Origin of the sequence: Shewanella inventionis, from assembly GCF_014641855.1 — a bacterium.
Taxonomy (GTDB): domain Bacteria; phylum Pseudomonadota; class Gammaproteobacteria; order Enterobacterales; family Shewanellaceae; genus Shewanella; species Shewanella inventionis.
This window is the reverse complement of record NZ_BMII01000024.1, coordinates 62117-81264: the sequence shown is the minus strand read 5'-3', so window position 1 is coordinate 81264 and position 19148 is coordinate 62117. Positions and strand designations below refer to the sequence as shown.

Below are 19148 nucleotides of genomic sequence, written 5' to 3'. Positions count from 1 at the left end.
TGTTTTGATCTCGTATACGATTGCCATGTGGTGATATCCAATTCATTCAGTCTGTAAACACAATAGTGGACATTCTCACATTGTCAAACGTGTATAGTTAGAGAGTGGAAGTAAAAGTGTATGGGTGATCATTTGTCCGAACTACGGAACCATCGACACCTAGTGCAACCAACGCCTGTTCAATGTTACTAGCTAATTCATTTGCGTGATTCATATCGTCTATTCGTTCTCTGTTGCTATTAATCAGAGACAACGTAGAGCGGAACCCACCATCAAAGATATGAGCGCTCAGAACTTGATCGACATGATTTAAATACTTGAGATAGTCAATTTGATTGTCGTTCGCATATTTAATTGCTCTGTCGTGAATAACATAATCCAAAAACGAAAAGATATGTGAGTTAACAGGTAAGCGATGATGTTCGCCTAGCAGTTGGCAAATAGTAGAAACCAAAGCATACCCATCAGTCGAGCATTCTGATTGAGCAATTAAATTTGCGCCACAGTCTATAGTGGAGTGATTCAATTTATCAAATATCTTGCGTATTGACGGGCTCGCATCTTCAGGCAATGTTTCTTGTTTGTGATACGACTCCAGCAAATTAACAATGAAAGTCGCACGTTCTAAATTGTGAGTGTGTGAGCTTTGTCGCACGAGCATGTTAAATGGCAGTAATTCCTGATTGTTTAGTTTGCCTTCAGTACCTTCCGGTATTTCGTCTACCAGGAACTCTATGGCCTCCGGTGGTAGCTCTAATTTGAAATCGGAACTATCCAGTTTAACGCGCAGACCAAACGGTGACCCATTTCGAAGGTAGGGATTTATGCCATCTGAAGTTACACTGAGCTCTTCACTTTGCAATTCAGTGTCAAAAAACATTCTTATAGTTATGCGTTCATCATTCGAGCCCGTTTGTACTGCAGAAATGAAACCACGAGTTTGGAATGTATCAAGGTATTGTGCGTGAGATAGCTTAGCTTCCTTCACTTTTTCTAACATCACAGTTTCATATGCCCAGTTAGCTAGAACACTTTCAACATCAACAGGGCCAGTTTGACCTAACATTTCTTCAAGCGCACTAGAGACTTTATTTGGGACAAATTGCTTCCAATAATCTGTAGTGTAAAGCGCTTGTCGCACCCCCCCTCTTTCTTTGATGACTTGTGCAAAATACTCTGAGATTATCTCAGGGTACTTCTGCCTGTTTCGCGCTGCGATAATTGGCATCAAATGGGCAAATTCTCGTTGTTGCCGCAGTAGCGTACTGCGTAACTGATCTGCATCGGATATTGCACGTTCTGTTAATTCGTCCAGAGTAACTATTTTCATGGTGTGTTCCTAAAGCGAATTATGCTGATCGACATTGATTTCATGTATATCATCTAGTTTTGCAGAATATACATCGTCATTACTCATATCTAATAACGCTTTCTCGATGTTTTCTGCTAGCGACAATGATGCTTTATACTCCGACCGTTCATCCCTTGTGGCGTTAAGTGTTTCGCTGATCCTACTTATCACTTGTGCCTTGGGGCATTGATCTTCGATCTCATTTAGAAAGGCTAACCTTTCTGCCCCTTCCAGCACAAAAAGGTGGTGACACAGCAGATCAAGTGAGTGATATGCATAGTAATCAAAACTACATAGGCTATCGAATAATCTATTCAAATGCTCTATTCTGGATGGTAAAACTCGCCAATCTATTTCAGGTACAACGTATTCGAAACTAGACTTTATCCCTGCATTAACAATCCGTGTAGAATCTAGATTATTGAAAAATTTAATAAGAAAATCCTTCTCTGTGGTATCAACCTCATTACCCTGCAAATAGGTATTGTTGATAGTGGCCATCAACAGGCTTTTAGCTAACATAGAAGCATCGGTTTTGTCGGTGAGCAACATGTCACGAAATACTGTGGGGTAAATTAGCGAATCTCGCGTCATCTCTAGAAGATGTGTTGGAATATGATTTTTTACTATGCCGTCAGGAAGACGTAACAAGAAGGAGAGGTCAAGATCATATTTACCCCCCCCACGAGCATATAACAGGCTACTATTTCCATTTACCTTATGAAAATCCATCTCATAGTCAACTGATTTTGTATTAACTGATTGAAACGTGACAATCGTAGTGTCAGGCTGAGCAAAACTTCCACAAGCGTTTTTTAACTGCACCTCTAAGTTATTCTCTAACTCTTTAGTCAACGTACACCATTTGCTGAATTGGTATTGGGCATTATGGTTTTCACTACTATCAATAGAATTAATCGCTAAACGGACATCCTCTGGCATATCACTAAAATAACCGGACTCCTTTTTTAATATCTCTTTAAGTGGCCTATCCATAGGACCGGCTTTTGTCATGAAATACTCTGTCAGTTCACTAGGGAAAGTAGACAGTTTTTCTTGTGCGACTAACTGCACAACAGTGCTCATTTCACTACACAATGACTTGTATTGCGATTGAATAATGCTCAATTGGTCTTGTGTGGTTCTTATTAACTCATCTAAAGTTACTTTAATCATTAGTTTTGCCTACAGTGAATTGAAAGGGTTAACTGTGTGGTCATTGCCTTTCTCATCGGTGCTGGTGGAGGAAGACGTTATTTCAATAATGCTTGTTTGCACGGTTGATTCAGATAAGGTTAAATCAATGTTTTCACACAATATCTGGCAAGACTTGAGTTCATCTCTTTTTTCCTTTGTAGTTGTTAACAACAACTGAAGTTGGAAAAAATCAGTCATTTCAATAGGTTCAAATAAGTTATTCTTTCTAAAATATGCGTGCAATACTGGCTCAACCGTGTTGAGTAATATCAATCCTGATATATCGGTATTAATTGCATTTTTGTATTGCTCTGTAATTGAATCGCAAACCGATCTAAGAAGTGCCTGGTGGAATTCTTGATTTATGTTTACAAAATAACTATCAAGTGCTTTGTTTAACAGTTCTGGTTGTGATAATACGTCGCTGCTTTGGATTAATGCTGTAATCGCATCGATCCCCAGTGTTGAATTTCGGGAAATAAGCGCTTTCGCTCTAGTCTTGTCGTTTCGACTAAGCGTTTCACCTTGCGATAGGGATTCAAGCAATGTCACACCAAAAAGAAGCTCTTCAAGTTGCGGGTAGTAGCCATGATTTGCCATCAAATCATCAAATGTATCGATAGGTCTTTTGTGTTCGTCTAAAATCACTATACCAATATGGGGCGGTACAGGATTAACCAGATCACCTATTTTTATCGGCAACGACACTGAGCAGTGATTATTTATGATGGAGTATTTATCCGAGTCTGCCTTAAGGGTAATTTGTTTTACTTCATTCTTCTTATTGGTGTAGCACTCAAATTCTATCTCGCCAATCTCAGGATGCTTTGCCTCAAATTTATAACTAGATTCACCGTAGTATTCAATTTTGAGGTCCAAGAGAGTTACACCATGGGATTGAAACAGTTTGGTTTCATACAACCAAATTGCAAACCGTAACTTTGAATCTACTTTATCGACTCCTGTTTCCTTAATGATTGCTTCGGTGGCTGCATCGGGCATGTCTTTAAAGTCTTTTTCAGATAAACGAAAGGCTTTTTCAAACGAACCGGCTTCGGACAGTTTGGCTTCAAAATAGTGGTTTATGATTGGATTGCGGCGCTGATAATTGCTTTCTGCCAGCTGGTGGCAGAAAGCCTCAAAATTTTGCTCAAATTCTGCGTATTGCTTACGATATACATTGGCTTTTTGTACTGTAAACGAGGTGAGTGTATTTAAATTGATGCTGGCCATTTATTGCATTCCTCGTGTCGTATCGTCGTTAAATAGCAAATAGGAGATTTCTGTCCATGTAAATTCAGCGTAAGGTTCATGGGGTATATAGGTATCTTCATATACGGGTACTTGTTCATCGGAATAACCCACTGTATAGGAAATGACGGGCATATCAGGCTCAACTGGTACTAACTCATCATTTGTTGCATGTTGCATATTTGTTGGGGTATTTCTATGCGCAACAGAAAGGAAGGTGGCACATTGTGTTTCGTACAGGTCTATTTCTACTCGATGTTTAGCCAGCGTCGATATGATCGAGTTATCAAATAATTTTTTTACGCCAAAACCTTGCCTAACGATGTCAGTTTTAAAATCCCTTAGCGATTTTAAATAAGCAATGTGACCAATTTTACTCTCGCTGTAGAACAATCGATGCTTAATAAGCAATATGGTCATGGATTTTCTAAAAGTCGAAATTCTATCTAGATCGCTGTTTGTTAACTCGGATACCGGCTTCTCGCTGTAAATCTGCATTGAATTGGCTAGATATTGCGAATTGGGTACCTGGTTTATCATTAGTTCATCGAAAACAAACTCTGGAAATGGATTGCCTTGCTCGATACTTTGCACAGTGCCATCAAAAGTATCTATATGCTCATTCAGGGCTACCCTATCTGGGCTGCCAGGGTTGATAACAAGAGCCCGTACACACATATGCGCCTCAAACTCAATTCGCATCTGAGCTATACATTCTTCTAAAGGACCATCGTGGGTGAGCAATTTGAATAAGGGCACTAGGACTCGCTTAGTATTCCTTCTCAATTTTGCAAACTTCTCGCTTAACTTTGACGCATCGATACTGACGGATTTGGTGGTTAATCGCTTTAGATTTTCACAGTCTGCTGGCCAATATACTCGCAATGATGAGGCGTTAAGCACTTGATGTGTGATATTCATGTCAATGTCGATGAGAATAGTATTTTGACACCCATGCACACGCATAGAAAAAGTAAAGGTCTTTTGTTTGGGGGAGGTTTTACTAATGCTAGCCAGATGAAAAGGTGTATTAGGAGTGATTAAATTGAGCATTAACCAACGATTGATGTTCAAAACGTTACTATCGTTTAACTCTGGTGGGTTAAGGATGTTACTCGCCGTGGCAAATTCTTGAATTTTAATTGCGTCAATGAATTTATGCCCCTGTCTTAAATAGGCTTTGGCCAATGAAATGAATTTCGGTCTGCTTGCGAAACTTGTGAGTGATGTTGCACACTCTTTTAAATGTGCAGCTTTTAATTTCGCCAAAAAAGTCGGAATTTTGTTACTTAAAAAGCAAAATTCGTATCTGATTAGCGAAGCAATTCTCTCGCTTTTGGACTTAATATCGATAGACGTCATTGGCAGAGCGCGTAGCTCGACAAGATCCCTTAATTCTGACGATGACATTATTTTGCCCTCATAGCGAGTTTGACACCGGGGTTTGATAAAGATTATCCCCATCATTCGTAGCATCTTGCGTGACATCAGCAAGGCTATTGTTTGTTAACATGTCGTCGATAGCTTCACTGAGAGCGACACTTGCCTGGTATTCTTCGATTTGAGGCGTGCTTTCTCTTATCCTGCGTTGCAAATGACGACCAAAGATCACTTCACGCGCTGCGTTGTCCTCTGGTATATCGTCCCTAAATTGCTTTAGATGTGTCATGTATACGATATCAAGAACATCGTCATCCCTACGCGGCAAACGGTGCATTAGCATACGGTTAAGAATCTTGCCTTTGACGTAATCAAACTCTGCTAGTGAGCTTTGCAGCTGGATTGGATCTTTCGAGTAAAATTGACGGGCATTGCAAATATATTGCTCATGAGTTAAATCGTTCACACTCGGGCAATCGAGGATCTTGTGAAGCAAAGTGTTACCAGGAATATGCCCATCGCTTTCCATTTTGGCAAAAAACTTGTCAATTTGAGCACGATCTTCGTGAGATGGATTAATCAGTAATGCACGAGCGCAAGCACTAAGTTTATATCCATCTCTCATTTTCAACAGCAAGCCATAAGGACTCGATGACTCGGCACTTGGGACTAAATCGGTTATTACGCCAAGTTCTCGGGTGTTAAAAGGTACTGTTTCATTGAGAAAAGCACCTTGGAAAAGAAAACCTAATTCAAGATCACTTAACTTACTGTCACGTTCTAAGGGAATAAGCTGTTTCATTTTATACGGGTGGCGAAAACCAGTCGGAGTCATCTCAAAAACAGCTTGTAAATATTGTCTAGAATCATTTTTAAATTCAGTTAAAGTTATACGGTTGTCACTATCGAAGCACCTCAACAATATCCATCGTCTAAAATCAGTGACAACTCTGGTTCCGCTTAGGTCCGGTAGGTCAGTGATCCCCGATAGTTCGGCCATCCTTGTAATATCATCTAATTCAATATTCAAAGTATTTTCTACATGTTTTCTGATACATTCGTCAAATTGTGGATTATTTTGAAATGGCGCTATTAATTCTTGGTGTTGTTCCTCATAGCCTTTTCTGTATGAAGTAATCATCATTGGGAGTTCTATTTGAGCCAACTCAACGTATCGGGCTTCCATCCCGGCAACAATCGCTTCTGCACTTGCCTCGATGTCAGCCATACGATAAGGCACATGTTCAACACGTATCATTGATTCTAAGTCGTTATATCGATGCATAAGTTGAGCTTCCATAAATTTTGTATCTTGTCAGTGCGGTTTAGATAAAGTCGGGCAAAGCAAAATCTTCATGATTAATGTAAGTCATTATTCAACCTCAAACCGCCCTTCAATGTGAATGGACTAAAAATCCGGTGGATGACGTAAGTTGAACCCACCAGCTGGGTAAATAATGACTATATTAACCTATTCGATACATGATTAGTACATTTTGTTGGAGGGTGAGCTAACAACAGAAACACCTGTAGTAGCATAAGAAAGCGATGTAGAAAGGATATATTTCAGATTTTAACGGTTTAATGTTTGAACATAGGTGTTCTATTAACCCACCTATGATTTTTTCATATGCTTGCAACAGTGCTTGTGCCAACCATTGCTTCGAGCTCTATTGTGGATTTTAAAACTTTCTCGCTGCCACTCCTCTTTGGTTGAAAATCGTTTGGCGTCGGCTATACACAGCTTGAGAGTAATTTCTTTAGTTGGATCTAGAACAACTGCTTTAGGTTTGTTGGGCTTAATTATTTGACCAGGCTTTAGGGCAGAGAGACAACGTACTAACCAACCATTGTTTTTAGCGGCTTGGTAGTATTGTTCATGTAAAGTGGCAAACTCTTTGCGGCTTGTACACTGGCTGGCAACCATAACGCAATCCTCTAAGGTGAGGTTGGTACCATAAACGCATAAATCTAACCAACCATTCTGCTCAGCTGCTTTATACAATTCTTTCTGATACATCTTAAACGTGCGTTTATTGCTGTACTTACGGGCTTTAAGCAAACACAAATCTAGTGTAGGTTCCACTGAAGGTGCGGCAATATGCGAAAAACACTCATCAAGCCAACCATTTTTTTTGGCAACACGGTATATGCGGGTAATACGCTTGAATTCGGACTTTGTTTCACACAGGTTTGCTTGGGCAATGCATTCTTCGAGTGTATATGGGCGCCTGATGCTGGAGTAACAATCAGCCAACCATTTATTTGCTTTAGCGGCCAGATAAAAATGTGATTGAGTTGCCCTAAATTCCCGTTCAGTCTTGCACAATTGCGCAGCGGAAATGCAGGCGTCATAGGTTTCAGAGTGTTTTGGCAGGGCATTCAAGCATTGCGATAACCAACCATTTCGTTCTGCAACCTGATAATAAACAGAATAATTCGTTTTGAAATCTGAATAATTGATGCAAGCCTTTGACTGGTTAACGCACTCATCGAGAGTAAAGTCACGGCGGGATGTCTTTATCGCTTGCCAACAATCGTCAAGCCAATCATTTTCCATCGCTGCTTTGTAGTATTTCTTTTGCCATTGTTTAAATTTAGCCGGGCTAAGACAGTTTTGTGCTCGACGAATGCACTCATCCTTTGAAGTGAATGTAATGATGTCATTGCACTGTTCAAGCCAACCATTGATTTGTGCCGCCCTGTAGTGTGTCGAGTGTTTGCGAAATTCACTCTTGGTTGCACATTGCGAGGCCACGGACAAACATTCATTAAGAGTAATTGGATTTGCGCTAGTGTTATTCAAATAAACCTCATCAATTACGGTGGCATAATCTTACTGTATGTGCAGACTAACCCATATTATCGCATAGTTGGGCGCCAAATTTGTACAAATCCTTTTGCTTCGCCCAGCAGACCTCTGTTTTTAGGATTAACCAACTATCCTAGATGGCCGCTTTTGTAGAAATCATTAGCTTGGCCATCTAGCAGAAAGCTTTTATACCGGCAAATACACTTCCCATCCTGGTAGTAGTGAGATTATCTGACACTACCATTATCAAAACGTGTATTGCGCTGGGATTTCAGGATCTGCGAGTTATCCGGTGGATGTGATACGCAGATGATTGATCACCATGCGAGATTGAGATAATGGTGTCACGATTACAAAACCTTTTAACTTGTTTATGCAAGGCAAGTTCGATCATGCGTCGGTCACTCTCACTGATGGAAGGCTCACTGATATGGATTGGGTTGACGTTGCATTGTTCGATTTTAGCCATCAGCGCATTTTCAAATGCGTGAGGTTCGTCATAGAAATACTCATGAGCGATATCCATAAACGTATCATAGTTGAGATACATGACTAACTTGCCATTGCGTTCCCCTACGATATTGGAGAAAAGTTTGCCATTGATTTCGATGAGGAAGAAAAGGTAGTGAATATCCATGATGCATGACTGATAGGTAAGCTTTTCGTTGGCGATAAAGTCTTTGAACAAGGTGATTTCAGCTTTGTTGTCATTCACAAATCGGCCTGCTTTGCCGCTTTTCCCTGCATAGAAGAAGGCGTTGTGCGCAGTTAACTCATTTGCTTGATGGTTGGTAGAATCCGAGAACAGGTACTTGATGAAATTGGTCAAGTGACTGGAACTGTTAAACGACTGTTCTTCAGCACCAAAGATAAAGATACCATTTGAGGGAAGCATAACGGGCTCGCTATTGTACGTTTCAGATACTAAAAGAGTACAATACAATAACACAAAACACCATACCAAAAAGACAACATTCCCAACTAGTCCTTACTCAACAGCGTGGGTGGCTGCAGGCGGGTATCTTCGACTCATGCTTTTGTTGTGGCTGGCGCTTTTTTGCTTTAGCTTTAACCCTCATCGACTACTCGACCCCTTGTCGAAGCCCTAACCCGCCCACGCGTACTTCTTTTAAAATAATTCTTTTTAAAGATCTTGTACGCTTTTAAAAGCATGAACGGATTTGAATAGAGTTCTATTGAAATAGAATTGATTTAAGGGAAGATACTTCTCTTGTAATAGAATTGAATTAAAAGAGGATAAACTATAATTTTAACGGATATATTTAAGAAGAATTTACTTAAAATCGGTTATTTTTCAACATAATTATCTTGAATCGGTTAATTTTACCACCTGGTTAAGTTAAGCCGTCGGTACTTTTCCAATACGTTTATTCTCATATCAATCATTTTAAAAGCGGTTAAAAGATCTTAAAAACAAGAAGAATTATTTTAAAAGAATAACATTGACCCTCTTGTCAATTCCTCTTCCAAATAGGGCCAAATTCGCGCCCGAAAGCAAAGTCGTCATGATGCAATTGAAGCCGGGAGGAAAAAGCAATTAAAAGCGTCAGCAACGAAGAGATCAGCTTGTCGGTTACCCATGTCCTTATCGGGTAATCTAAATGGGAATGTTGTCTTTCATGGTTAGAGGGTGTTGCTCATTGTATTTGTTGGAATGTTGTCTTTTGGGGTTGGAGGGTGTGGGGATGCTTGTTCCTGGGCAGTTCGGTAACGTTGTTTCCCAGGGCATAGCACGTCATCACCAGGCAATCATATGTGCTGGGGCATTCTCATTTCACTAATAATGCTCGTGCAGCCCCTTTATAGGTGGTGTGGTTTCGTCTGCTGATTTACGATTACAAACCTAATTCTTTTAATTTTCCATCAAACTCAAGTCTGAGTTCTTTTGGGAAAACACTAAGACGGCCATCTATAAATCGCGTTAATACTGCTAGCTTTTCTGCTTGCTCAAGTCTTTTTACTAATCCCTTAGCCAAAGCATAATCATCAATAATCGCGACAATGGCATTGGTTTTCATATCAAAAATACGATGATATCCAGAAGGGTGCATGGCGTCATCGTTGTTACTGATCACACTGTAACGACTTTCTATGTTGGTACTGTCTTTTATGGACATAACTCATTCCCCATCTAAAAGTTTATAAAACTAATGTCGGTCCTTGTTCGTGTATTCAATCCTTCACACCCGGTTGTTCGTCTTCCCACTCTTTGTAAGTAGTATATAGATCACTTAAAAGTTCGAATGCTTCTTCTTCGCCAACTCTGCGTTCCGGGTACATTTCTTTCATTCGCAAAGGAGGTGAGATACTTTCAATACTGTCTTCTTTTGATTTTTTGGGCAGCAGTCTTACCAGCGCGACCTGTAGTTCAACCGTATCAAAACCTAGATCTCTTTTCATCTGGGAATAGAGTTCGTTAAAATCACTATTTTCATTTTTACTGAAACTTCGATACAACGTTAAATACCAAATCCCACTTGAAGTCGCTACCTTAGTTAAATGTTCAGTTAACTTTTCGCCCTCCCCGTACTCATACGCTACACCGGTTCCTCTAGGATCGTCACTACGAAACAAACCGCATGAGAATCGTGTGTCAATGTCAAGACACTTACCAAGCCAATCTGCTAAGTATTGGATGCTTTTTACGTATTCACCTTGAGCAAGAAGTTGATGAAGTGGTATATCATCCAAAGGGTTGTCTTTACTAAAAATGATATGGAAGGACTTATCAGCTATATCAAATATGATTTCATCGTTGCTGTCTGATTTTGCATATTGCAATGCTAACTCTAACTGTTGAATAAGTTTGATACGTTCCATGCAATTTTCCTCATTATCTAAATTTAGTGCTATCGGTCTGCTACCGAACCGGCGACCTATTTGGACCAAACACGGTGAAGGGGCCTCAATACTTTAGCAAAAGTGTTTGGTCCATGCTTTCCGTATTTCATCTTCGTTAGCCTTAACGCTACGACCAAGTATAGAAAGCGCTTCTACTGGTAGATTGCTGTTTGCATAGCAGAACTCTGGCTCTAACCAGAACTTTGCTTCACCTTCATTCCCCACGACGTGAACATGCATTCTTGCCTCATCATTTGAGAAAAAAAAGACCTTAAACCCACTATCACGGTAAACATCTTGACTCATTTTTACTCCTAAATTGATTTACCTGAAAATACCATGAGTGATAACCACATTTATCTCGGCACCTATTTTTGCCTGAAAGTCGCTATATGAGTGGCTATTTCTATCTTGCTACGATTGGCTAGATTACAACCAGGAGGGAACATATAATCAGCATTGTTCACAAGGGCTTCAACAGCATCCATGTCGAACAAATTGAGGCGGGTTAATCCGTCCTGATTACGTTCACTCAATCCAGCAAACCAATCCATTTTAACAAACCGTTCCCATAACTGAGCTCGGCGCAATAGGCATTCGATTGACAGCGCCGTTTGTACAGTGCATGGTTTAGGTTTAGTATCATGCTCAAGATTTACTACGTTACGCTTAGTTGTCCAACCAAGCTCAGCCGCTAATTCTGTTTGAGTCAAGCCTAACAATTTCCGGGCTTGTTGTATTTGAATTGGGTTCATTAAAAAGAAACCTTTTCTAAGTATTCTTGAGCCAAAACTTCTACATCGTCATTGATAAAATATTCGTCTCCTTGACGGTTTATGCAACTTCCATCACTAAAAACAAACAGCTCTGCCTCATCGCCAGAAGAATAAACCCCCGTTGACTTCTCTTGTAGTGATGTTATTAGTTCATCATTGCTAACTTCATTTTGAATATAAAAACTGTAACCTGCTGCTGATTCTACCAACGCTAAGCTAGTAGCGACTTCGTGAGCTATCATGATAAATTCCTTTGATGTTTAGATTTACTGACAATACGCTGTATGCATACTTTTAAGTTTTGTAAAAAATAACTACCTAACTCTCAAAATTATGATAGTGAACTAAGTTCACATAATCAAGAACAAAGTTCACTATTTTTGATGTTTTTTATATCATTTGAATTATTTTCTGAATGCACTAACTATATATCTGGGTTCTTGGCCAATTACTGCCGGAATCATTGAAGGCAACTAACTAAGTGAGTGTTATGCATCTTTATGTCCTTGAGCTCGACCAGAATAACTATTTTGTTAACTCATCAGCTGATGTTGGAAAGGCACTGTGGCTTAATTTCGAACAAGTAGATGACTTAGGTAGCGAATGGCTATCTATTTTTCATCCAAAGCGAGTGGTCCATCTAAGTGAGATCGGCGCAGCGAAACACAATGATATTTCAAAAATAGTAGACCAATGTACATTAAGATTAGCCAAAAAGTTTGGTTTCGAGCATGTAAGAGGCGGGAGCTTTCAATCAAATACAGAATATGCCTACCCAAGTTTGTGGGATTTGTTTTTAACTGATGACATTCCACCAGCAGACTTATCGAAAATGAAGCCCGTGAGCGCGTTGTGGGTGAACAACTAAGATTGAAACTTTTCTACTTCCAAAGCTCGTTTCTATCATGGCTACCAAAAGTCAATTGTGACAATAAAGATCGAAACTTAGGTTCTATCAACATGGCTATCTAAGAAAAGTATGACAACAAAGTTTGAAACTCACTTTTGTCCAGGTACGGTTTAGATTTACCACACTAAGCAGTTATTTGCCCCAAAACGTGTTAACGTAATTACTCTATAGGTCGGCTTTGAGCGAAAAGCAGCTATTCAGATCAGGCCGCTCGTGAAAAACGAATCTCTGCTTTGCCTTATTTGCGGACATTCGATTTTTCGTGAACCCAAAGTATATCCTCTAATCAAATGCTAGTTTCAGTGCGACACTAGAGGTCGTGATAGACATGCTAATAGAGCACTCTAAAAGGTTGTCATTCAGTTCAACTTATTTGCTTTTACAATTTTGGCTTCAACAAAATCATAAACGTAATCCAGTATCGTATTATCAGATATATATGATACTGCTTTTCTAATTTCGTCGAAGGGTATGAAAAACCATTCCCTTGGCTTCACATCGTTCCCAAACCGGTCTTTAATGCACAAATCTGCTTGGGCTGTTTGAAAAAATTTGTGAAGGAGCTGCTCAGTCACATGAGGATTGAAGTTGTATAAGGCAAATTCTGCAACAATTTCGACGTCTGCTAAAAGGTAAGTTGGATCTTTAGCTGCATGTGATATTCGATTTTTTACGGTTGTTTTTGTTACTCCAATCTTATGTAGGTAATGCCTGTGCTTATAGATATCGGGGTTCGTTGATAAGCTGCGTAGAACATAAACGTATCCTGTCACTTTTTCGTCATCAATACCTCGAAAAAGTGGGCCTAAGGACTCTCCAGTAATTGCCCTAGCGGATGAGTCTTTGTAGAGTGCGGCACCAAATGACCGTAACAACAAATCACTTTCCATACCATTGGAAAAAATAATACGGGTCTTGGCGTTATGATGCCCCTTTCGATGCTCATACTTTTCTCCAACTTCAGCCACATACGCAATGAGACCGGATAGGATAAAAGCCTGACCAGCTTTAATCTCTGCAATCTTGGAGATAGGCTCGGTTTTACGTATATCAGCATTCAAATCATGTTGGATTGCAACAAAAATAGGTTTAAATGTTGCAAAGTCCTTACACGGCTTCCGCTTGGCCATGTTCTCATTTGTTGACTGCGATTTAGTAGTCATCTCATAGAGGGGATTAATTTGAAATATCGGATCATCGACCGCGAGCAAGCTGCTGGAAAACAATGACTCTATAGATGATGGTCCAGAGGGTGTTGATTCCACTACTTCCGTTGAAGGTAAAAGCAAATCAGTGTCATAAGGGCGAAGCGTTTCAATCAAATCAGGTTTACTTAGAATATTTTGAAACCGGGTACCCAGTTTTGCCTCATGGATGGCTTGAGAATTAGGGCTTGGCAAATACCCATTGGCACGTTTGAATTGCGTAACCTCATTTAGGATTGAGAACCAGATTGATTCTTCTGTAAGGCGAGTTGATTTACTCACGCTTACATCAAGCAAACTTAGAGTGTCATTATCAAAAATATCCTGCAGGGTTCTATTTGGCATGTTTTACATTGACCCCTGCTTTAATGATTCCCGCTTCTTGTTTTTTAGCCATTCCAGTGCTTCACCGAGTCGTCTCTCAAGGTGATTTGCTGACTCAAAACTTGGCGGTCGACCATTGTCTTTTGCGAACATCTCGATCCGTGGCCAAAGAGCCAAAGCTTCAGTTTCAGTCATCTGAATACGCTGAGTTTTCGCAACCCCATGGACTTTTTGTAAAATATCGGCAGTGAGACCTTTGCTTAGCACCTGATAAGCGTGACCAAACGGGTTTATGCTATCAATTAAATCAACTGAGAGTTCGTTGATGTTAATGAATTTTCGGACCAGGCCAATAAAATGATTTGCCCCCACATCTGTTGACTTCGTTGTGAGGTCTGATGATTGAGCTGATTGATCTAATAATGATTTACCGTTTCCTACAGATGACATCGCCATAACAGCTGCCACCTGTTGCCTTATCGCTTCCACATCATCGTCAGACTCATTTGGAAGGTATTCCTTTATAACCCGAGTGATATACACATCCTGGAGGAGCTCTGCCGGAATATCTTCGTTGGCCATAGCTTTGATCACATCAGGATTTTGACACACCTTTGCGATCAGCTCTGACATTTCGTTTTCAATGACAGATTTGGCTTTCTCAGATTGAGCCTGCTTGAGCCCCTTGATAGCGATAGTAATATCACCAGTTAAAGGGTCTTCTTGCATTGAAGGTTCATTATCTGAATGTTTTGGCACAAACTTGAACTTCGGGCTTAGTGCTTGCTCCATCGCCAGGGAAACGGAAATAGCTTTAAGCATTTGGTTTACGGCAACAACCACCTGCGAGTCATCAGCTTTTGGCTCAGCGATGAGGTTTGTAAAGGTTGCAATGGATTTTCCGGGATGATCACGGGTTACACGGCCAATTATTTGTATAATTTCAGTCAAAGAACCACGGTATCCAACGGTAATAGCATGCTCTGCAGCAGGCCAATCAAAACCTTCCTTTGCGGTACCAAGGGCAATGATGATATCAACTCGGCTTTGTTCTATCGGATTTCTTAGTGCAGTCTGTACCGTAGTTCTAAATTCAGCATCATCTTCGACAAGGTTTGCAATTATGAACTCCTTACCGGTTGCAGCTTTGACGATAAAGAAATTAGTACCTTCTTCGACAGTTTCTAAATGTCCAATAGCGTCGACAATAGCATCCACTTCATCATGCTTTGACCCGGCACATTCTGGACTGCTGCGGTGAGGGATATGAATAATCGTCTTGCGTGTTAAATCTAAAACTCTGGGGATAGCTTGCAGGTAGCTCCCATCAAGCGCACTATAAAACGCATAGTTAATTTTTAAAGTTTTAAGATGCTTGTAGGCACTCATCTGTTCCCAGTAGGTATAGGAAACGTGAGTAAACTGCTCTTCGTGTTCAGGACTTAAAATCGCAATATCATCGCCTCGAAAGTAGCTACCAGTCATTGCAATAACCTGAGCCTTATCACGAGCCAATACATCGGCAAGCAACTCACCCAAACGGCTATCCTGACTTGAACTGGCGTGATGAAACTCATCGATTGCTAACACGCAATTATCAAAAAGAGCGGCCCCTGCCTGCTGATATGCGTATTGCAACGTCGAATGGGTGCATACAAGAGCGGTGTCTTGGCTTTCTATAAAGGCAATCAAGGCAGAAGCTTTGCTTTTGGCTATCGCTCCATGATCAGCACCTGGTGAACACAAATCCCATTGCGGCTCAATAGTCCAATTAGCGAAAAATCCGCCAGCCATGAGGTCTGTATTGGAAAAGCTTGCACCTATTGTTACTTGGGGTACGGCTACTATTACTTTTTTGAGACCCTGGTTAATGACCTTATCAAGACCAAGGTACATGAGTGCTCGTGACTTACCGGAAGCCGGAGGAGACTTAATAAGCAAATGCTTTTCTGTTCGCTTGTCAAAGACTCTGCGCTGCATGGGGCGCAGACCAAAGGGGTCTACAAATATGGCAGGTTCACGCCCTTCATGGCTGATTTCAACAGCAGTAATAATCTGACTCATGACTTTCCTTGTGTCCTTTGGATGTACAACTCAAAAAGGTGAGATAATCGCTCATTTTGATCAGCAAATGGCTTTTCCCGGTAAAGAGAATCAACTAAACGGTCATTGGCATCATGGACTTGTAGCAAGTCTTGAGGCATTTTCTTAGGATCGTACAAGTCAGCTATACTTTTGGGGTAATACTCTTCACGTTTCAAAATTACCGCTCTGGCTGATTGGTTAAGTTGCTCTTTTTGATCCTCGGTCAAATCCGGTATCGGGAATGTATTCCAGCCGATGGTATTAGAGTAACTGAATCGTTCTTCAAGCCTTACACAAACCGTTGCAATCCATACATGGTGCATTTTCGACGCAATAATAGCCATCGCCCAGAGTGGACCATCATAAATGCCAAAGTTACGATCAGAAATAATTTCCCCTTGTGTCAATACATCTACCGGGAGGTATTCACGGCTTTCAGAACTTACACGAGGAATAACGATAGTTAATTTCGAGTTGTACTGTCGAATTTCACCAAATTTATGAGGCGATGAAGCTAAATCAATTGTTTGCTGTTTTGAACTAGCATTTCTCATCAATTTGACTTGTTCAAGCCTTGCGGCAATAAAATCACTTGATAAAGCAAGTTGGAGATTGTCCTCATCTATCCATAAGCAATATCTTTCCAGTCCATTTATCAACTCATTAGAACCTACATATTTTTTTATAAGTTGTGATAAATTTGGATTTTCTAGTCTTATTTTATTCGCTTCATCTGCAGATAAAATTAATCCGCCACCATCAATAGGACTGCTACCACGGTCCATTGGAGGTAAGTTGAACATAGGTAAAGTTGATTTGCAGACATCAACATTTACAGAATCTAATAAATACCCATTAATATTTTTTGAAAGTAATTTGTTTTCATTGGTGAATATAAATTTCGGCTTACTTGCAACGTTTCTCACGCCAACAATTACGCAAGTAACGCCTGCATTATTAGATGCGTTATTCTTCCACTTAAAAGAGGTGTATGCGAAACCGATCTCCATTCCCATATCGAATATCAGAGGCCAAAGAAGAGGCACATGTCCACCTTGAACAATAGAGTTTGTCGCTACAAGTGCAAATGATGCATTTTTACCTTGGCAGTATTCAGCGGCTTTCAGGAACCAAGCACAAACATAATCAAGTGTTTTAAAAGTTGTGCTTTGACCCTTGAAAACAAGTTCCATGTCTTGCTTCTGCTCTTTGCCCATTTTGCTTGAGCCTAAGTATGGTGGGTTACCAACTATGTAGTACTCATACCCATCTTTAATTGGACAAAACTTACTCCAGTCCTGACGTAGAGCATTTCCACATAGAATGTTCCCTGAGTCACGTAATGGTAGCGCGGGGATGCTGGTGCCAAATGCTGCTGCAAATCGTGCGTTTTGTTGATACTCAGCAATCCAAAGGGCGAGCTTTGCGGTTTCTGCTGCAAAGTCTGCGTACTCAATTCCATAAAACTGATTCAGTGATACCACTGATGTAAAACCAAAAGACATAGAGGCGCCTTGGTTTAAATCACGAAATGCATCCAAGGCCTGTAGTTCAAGTTTACGAAGTTCGCGGTACGCAATGACGAGAAAATTTCCCGATCCGGCGCTGCCGTCAAAAACCACAACTTTAGAAAGTCGGACTAAAAACTCATCAATTTTCTTTTTGGAATGCCGAGCATTAAACAGCTGCTGGCGAAGATCATCCAGGAACAAAGGGTCTAATATTTTCAGAATGTTGGGGACTGATGTGTAATGCATCCCCAAGTCACCGCGAAGCTCAGGATCAACAATGGCTTGAATGGATGAACCGAGAATGTCAGGGTTCACATATTTCCAATCAAGTGAAGCAGCCTCTAAAAGGTAGCGATATGCTTTAGGAGAAAGTGGAGGTACGTGGGCCGCACCGGAAAATAACCCACCATTCACATAAGGGAAATCCGCCAGCCAACCTGGAACATCTCCACGCTGGTCTTGAGGTTTATCAAGGACATTAAAAATAGTCTCGATTACAGATGTAGCGTCCTGACCTTCCCTGCCCGAACGATTATTAAGTGTTCTTGTGAAAATCCCAACAGGAAATATGCCAGTGTCCTCTGCGAATAAGCAGAAAATTAATTGTGTCATGAAATTATTCATCAAGTGACGCTTGTCACCGATAAGCCATTGCCCGGAATGCTCAATGATTGCGTCGTAGAGTTTAGCCAGCTTTGCGGTGGCCTTAATGTCTACTTTGCTCTCGTCCGATTGACGAAAACCTTCTTCACCTATTAGAGGCAAAAAAATCTGAGGTTCGTTTTTCAACCCACTTAGGGTGGTTTGGGTCAACTCATCATACTTTCTATCGAAAATCAGAACGGTTTTACCATCAAAAGTGATAAGAAGGCGAACCTTACCTTTGTTGCTCTGTTGGGATTGCTTTAGTTTTGTAAGTGTAGCGTCTGCATCACCTGGCGCAGATGGAGCATAATGAAATTTCTCCTTCCAAAGAGTCCCGTCAGGAAGATCAGATAATGACGTTTTGGTAGTGGTAATACGTTTCACAGTATTAGCAGAGCTAAAGAACAAAAGGAGCTCTAGTCCAAACTCAAGGGGAGAAACGTTCCTATTGGCTAAAAGCTCTAAGCCTTGCTCGATATCCAGTATGTTCAGTTTAGAAGTCATCAGTTCTTATTTCCATTAAGGATTTTTCTTCCATTTTACATGAGTTTAAATTCTTGGCCACATATTAGGTATGTGTTCTTAATTGTATGAAAATATGCAATAAAATCGATATGTAGCAGCTCATAGATTATTGATATCATCCAGTAAGTAGTGATCAGCTAAGTTTGGACACATCGTTGTAATCCAAGGTCTGGTCCTCTGCAAGAAATAAATACTGCATCTTTATCTTTTTCACAATGCACCAAGGTTTCGAAATTTTCGAGAGCTGAAGTCCAATTAGCCCCAGCAATGTCCGCTTTCAGTGAAAAGCTACTATTTAATCGGATCAAAGTGGA

At 40.5% G+C, this 19148-nt stretch carries 16 protein-coding genes; 1 reads left to right on the top strand and 15 read right to left on the bottom strand.

Features of this window, described 5'->3' with window-relative positions; all coding sequences use genetic code 11:
- Nucleotides 1-97: 97 nt before the first annotated feature.
- The 12 genes from IEW93_RS14785 to IEW93_RS14730 all read right to left on the bottom strand — a co-directional run bounded on the left by IEW93_RS14785 (nucleotide 98) and on the right by IEW93_RS14730 (nucleotide 11871).
- Nucleotides 98-1330, bottom strand: a complete 1233-nt coding sequence (locus IEW93_RS14785) for a hypothetical protein (RefSeq protein WP_188740079.1) — start codon at nucleotides 1328-1330, stop codon at nucleotides 98-100.
- Between the two features lie 9 nt (nucleotides 1331-1339).
- The gene (locus tag IEW93_RS14780; RefSeq protein WP_188740078.1) at nucleotides 1340-2527 is read right to left on the bottom strand and encodes a hypothetical protein; all 1188 of its coding nucleotides are present in this window, start codon (nucleotides 2525-2527) and stop codon (nucleotides 1340-1342) included.
- A 9-nt stretch (nucleotides 2528-2536) separates the two neighbouring features.
- On the bottom strand, nucleotides 2537-3781 hold the full coding sequence (locus tag IEW93_RS14775; protein WP_188740077.1) for a hypothetical protein: 1245 nt from the start codon (nucleotides 3779-3781) through the stop codon (nucleotides 2537-2539).
- Entirely contained in the window at nucleotides 3782-5209 is a 1428-nt protein-coding gene (locus IEW93_RS14770) for a hypothetical protein (RefSeq protein ID WP_188740076.1), read from the bottom strand.
- A 10-nt stretch (nucleotides 5210-5219) separates the two neighbouring features.
- Nucleotides 5220-6479, bottom strand: coding sequence for a hypothetical protein (locus IEW93_RS14765; protein WP_188740075.1), 1260 nt, complete (start codon nucleotides 6477-6479; stop codon nucleotides 5220-5222).
- Between the two features lie 315 nt (nucleotides 6480-6794).
- On the bottom strand, nucleotides 6795-7985 hold the full coding sequence (locus IEW93_RS14760) for a hypothetical protein (RefSeq protein ID WP_188740074.1): 1191 nt from the start codon (nucleotides 7983-7985) through the stop codon (nucleotides 6795-6797).
- A 277-nt stretch (nucleotides 7986-8262) separates the two neighbouring features.
- On the bottom strand, nucleotides 8263-8886 hold the full coding sequence (locus IEW93_RS14755) for a hypothetical protein (RefSeq protein WP_188740073.1): 624 nt from the start codon (nucleotides 8884-8886) through the stop codon (nucleotides 8263-8265).
- 961 nt (nucleotides 8887-9847) lie between these two features.
- Nucleotides 9848-10129, bottom strand: a complete 282-nt coding sequence (locus IEW93_RS14750; protein ID WP_188740072.1) for a hypothetical protein — start codon at nucleotides 10127-10129, stop codon at nucleotides 9848-9850.
- 55 nt (nucleotides 10130-10184) lie between these two features.
- Nucleotides 10185-10832: a hypothetical protein gene (locus IEW93_RS14745; protein ID WP_188740071.1), complete on the bottom strand. Its 648-nt coding sequence runs from the start codon at nucleotides 10830-10832 to the stop codon at nucleotides 10185-10187.
- A 93-nt stretch (nucleotides 10833-10925) separates the two neighbouring features.
- Nucleotides 10926-11159 carry a DUF4160 domain-containing protein gene (locus IEW93_RS14740; protein WP_188740070.1) on the bottom strand — a complete coding sequence of 78 codons (234 nt, stop codon included), beginning with the start codon at nucleotides 11157-11159 and terminating at the stop codon, nucleotides 10926-10928.
- Between the two features lie 62 nt (nucleotides 11160-11221).
- A complete protein-coding gene (locus IEW93_RS14735; protein WP_188740069.1) occupies nucleotides 11222-11608 on the bottom strand; it encodes a helix-turn-helix domain-containing protein in 387 nt (128 codons plus the stop codon).
- Nucleotides 11608-11871, bottom strand: coding sequence for a hypothetical protein (locus IEW93_RS14730; RefSeq protein ID WP_188740068.1), 264 nt, complete (start codon nucleotides 11869-11871; stop codon nucleotides 11608-11610). Before IEW93_RS14730 ends, IEW93_RS14735 begins: the two co-directional genes overlap by 1 nt.
- Before the next feature lie 248 nt (nucleotides 11872-12119).
- Here IEW93_RS14730 and IEW93_RS14725 point away from each other — a divergent pair, with 248 nt between their 5' ends.
- Nucleotides 12120-12497, top strand: a complete 378-nt coding sequence (locus IEW93_RS14725) for a hypothetical protein (protein WP_188740067.1) — start codon at nucleotides 12120-12122, stop codon at nucleotides 12495-12497.
- A gap of 401 nt (nucleotides 12498-12898) precedes the next feature.
- Here IEW93_RS14725 and IEW93_RS14720 read toward each other — a convergent pair whose 3' ends face one another.
- From IEW93_RS14720 to IEW93_RS14710, 3 genes are read right to left on the bottom strand one after another with little or no spacing between them, the layout of a single operon-like run.
- Nucleotides 12899-14089, bottom strand: a complete 1191-nt coding sequence (locus IEW93_RS14720; protein WP_188740066.1) for a GIY-YIG nuclease family protein — start codon at nucleotides 14087-14089, stop codon at nucleotides 12899-12901.
- Between the two features lie 3 nt (nucleotides 14090-14092).
- Nucleotides 14093-16132 carry a DEAD/DEAH box helicase gene (locus IEW93_RS14715; protein WP_188740065.1) on the bottom strand — a complete coding sequence of 680 codons (2040 nt, stop codon included), beginning with the start codon at nucleotides 16130-16132 and terminating at the stop codon, nucleotides 14093-14095.
- Nucleotides 16129-18813 carry a class I SAM-dependent DNA methyltransferase gene (locus IEW93_RS14710; RefSeq protein ID WP_188740064.1) on the bottom strand — a complete coding sequence of 895 codons (2685 nt, stop codon included), beginning with the start codon at nucleotides 18811-18813 and terminating at the stop codon, nucleotides 16129-16131. Before IEW93_RS14710 ends, IEW93_RS14715 begins: the two co-directional genes overlap by 4 nt.
- Between the last annotated feature and the right edge of the window lie 335 nt (nucleotides 18814-19148).

What these genes read in the sequence shown, in the direction of transcription:
- IEW93_RS14785 (WP_188740079.1), bottom strand. Translation starts at nt 1,330, where the DNA reads ATGAAAATAGTTACTCTGGACGAATTAACAGAACGTGCAATATCCGAT.
- IEW93_RS14780 (WP_188740078.1), bottom strand. Translation starts at nt 2,527, where the DNA reads ATGATTAAAGTAACTTTAGATGAGTTAATAAGAACCACACAAGACCAA.
- IEW93_RS14775 (WP_188740077.1), bottom strand. Translation starts at nt 3,781, where the DNA reads ATGGCCAGCATCAATTTAAATACACTCACCTCGTTTACAGTACAAAAA.
- IEW93_RS14770 (WP_188740076.1), bottom strand. Translation starts at nt 5,209, where the DNA reads ATGTCATCGTCAGAATTAAGGGATCTTGTCGAGCTACGCGCTCTGCCA.
- IEW93_RS14765 (WP_188740075.1), bottom strand. Translation starts at nt 6,479, where the DNA reads ATGGAAGCTCAACTTATGCATCGATATAACGACTTAGAATCAATGATA.
- IEW93_RS14755 (WP_188740073.1), bottom strand. Translation starts at nt 8,886, where the DNA reads ATGCTTCCCTCAAATGGTATCTTTATCTTTGGTGCTGAAGAACAGTCG.
- IEW93_RS14750 (WP_188740072.1), bottom strand. Translation starts at nt 10,129, where the DNA reads ATGTCCATAAAAGACAGTACCAACATAGAAAGTCGTTACAGTGTGATC.
- IEW93_RS14745 (WP_188740071.1), bottom strand. Translation starts at nt 10,832, where the DNA reads ATGGAACGTATCAAACTTATTCAACAGTTAGAGTTAGCATTGCAATAT.
- IEW93_RS14740 (WP_188740070.1), bottom strand. Translation starts at nt 11,159, where the DNA reads ATGAGTCAAGATGTTTACCGTGATAGTGGGTTTAAGGTCTTTTTTTTC.
- IEW93_RS14735 (WP_188740069.1), bottom strand. Translation starts at nt 11,608, where the DNA reads ATGAACCCAATTCAAATACAACAAGCCCGGAAATTGTTAGGCTTGACT.
- IEW93_RS14730 (WP_188740068.1), bottom strand. Translation starts at nt 11,871, where the DNA reads ATGATAGCTCACGAAGTCGCTACTAGCTTAGCGTTGGTAGAATCAGCA.
- IEW93_RS14725 (WP_188740067.1), top strand. Translation starts at nt 12,120, where the DNA reads ATGCATCTTTATGTCCTTGAGCTCGACCAGAATAACTATTTTGTTAAC.
- IEW93_RS14720 (WP_188740066.1), bottom strand. Translation starts at nt 14,089, where the DNA reads ATGCCAAATAGAACCCTGCAGGATATTTTTGATAATGACACTCTAAGT.
- IEW93_RS14715 (WP_188740065.1), bottom strand. Translation starts at nt 16,132, where the DNA reads ATGAGTCAGATTATTACTGCTGTTGAAATCAGCCATGAAGGGCGTGAA.
- IEW93_RS14710 (WP_188740064.1), bottom strand. Translation starts at nt 18,813, where the DNA reads ATGACTTCTAAACTGAACATACTGGATATCGAGCAAGGCTTAGAGCTT.